The 1,089-nt window shown below is 56.7% G+C and carries 2 protein-coding genes; both read left to right on the forward strand.

What is annotated here, in order from left to right; translation table 11 throughout:
• Window positions 1-111, forward strand: a complete 111-nt coding sequence (locus tag DES47_RS29490) for a transposase domain-containing protein (protein WP_425057489.1) — start codon at window positions 1-3, stop codon at window positions 109-111.
• A 65-nt stretch (window positions 112-176) separates the two neighbouring features.
• The coding region (locus DES47_RS28580; protein WP_208115147.1) for an AAA family ATPase at window positions 177-1,089 on the forward strand (913 nt) is incomplete at its 3' end.

Raw genomic sequence — 1,089 nt, forward strand, 5'->3', positions numbered from 1 at the left:
ATCGACGGGTACCGCTACCTGCGCGCATTGTTTGTCGGGCTGCCGAACGCCAAGACCGTCGATGACTACGCCGCGTTGCTGCCCTGGCGCATCGAACTCGCGGCCACCTGAGTGATGCCTATGCCGCCGCCTCGCCGGTGGCAAGGGGTGTGGTTAATTGACCGCTTACGTTCTGCCTGAGCCCCTTCACGGTTGAGAGACGAGCCGAGTTACACGCGCACTTCTCGCGTGAGCTCATTAGCCATAGGCAAGGGCTGGATGCCCTGCTAGACGAGATCGGCAAGCTGCGCTTCGCTGGCGTGCAGATCCGTGAGGCGGACCTGAACGTGCAGTTCCGCGCACGCCTTGAACCACTTGTAACTGCATTGACCACCGCGGTCTCGAACTATCACGGATGGGTGGATCAGATCGAGGCCATTTGTCGCGAGAAACTTGAAGACCAGTTCGCCGAGGTGCAGGACCCTTCAAACCCTGACGAATTGTTGGGTGCCATCGCAGTTGCCGTGAACGGCCTGAACGATCTGATTGCCCAAAGCAACTCGATTACGAACAATTTCGCAGCGGAGAAGGCTGCCGCGATCCGGCGCCTCAAGAACCACTACGCGAACCAGTTCACGATCGACTTCAATACTGAGGACGCGGCCAACCGTAGAACTAAACTGTTGCAGCAGGTTGCGCGTTTTGATCGAGCGAAAGAGCAGGCCAATGTCAAGCTCAAGGAGCAACAGGCTCGGATCAATCGTGCGCAAAACGGCCGTGAAAAGATCAATGAGCGAATCGTTAACCTGCTGAACTCTAGCGCGCTGCAGATCGATGTGGTCTCTGAAGGCGGCAATGATCGCTTCATCCTGAAACGAAATGGCCGAATTGCAAAGCATCTAAGCGAGGGAGAGAAGACGGCGATTGCCTTCGCTTTCTTTCTGACCAAGCTATTTGAAGAGCCGAAGCTGGACGACGTAATCGTCTATATCGATGATCCGATATCGTCGCTGGACGTATCCGTCCGGCCAAGTCATCTTGACGCGGGACGACGTGCAGTTCAGACCGACGGCTTCCAACGATACGGCAGCAGTTCGGCCAGCGCTGACG

The sequence above is a fragment of the Roseateles toxinivorans genome, from assembly GCF_004362525.1.
GTDB lineage: Bacteria > Pseudomonadota > Gammaproteobacteria > Burkholderiales > Burkholderiaceae_C > Paucibacter > Paucibacter toxinivorans.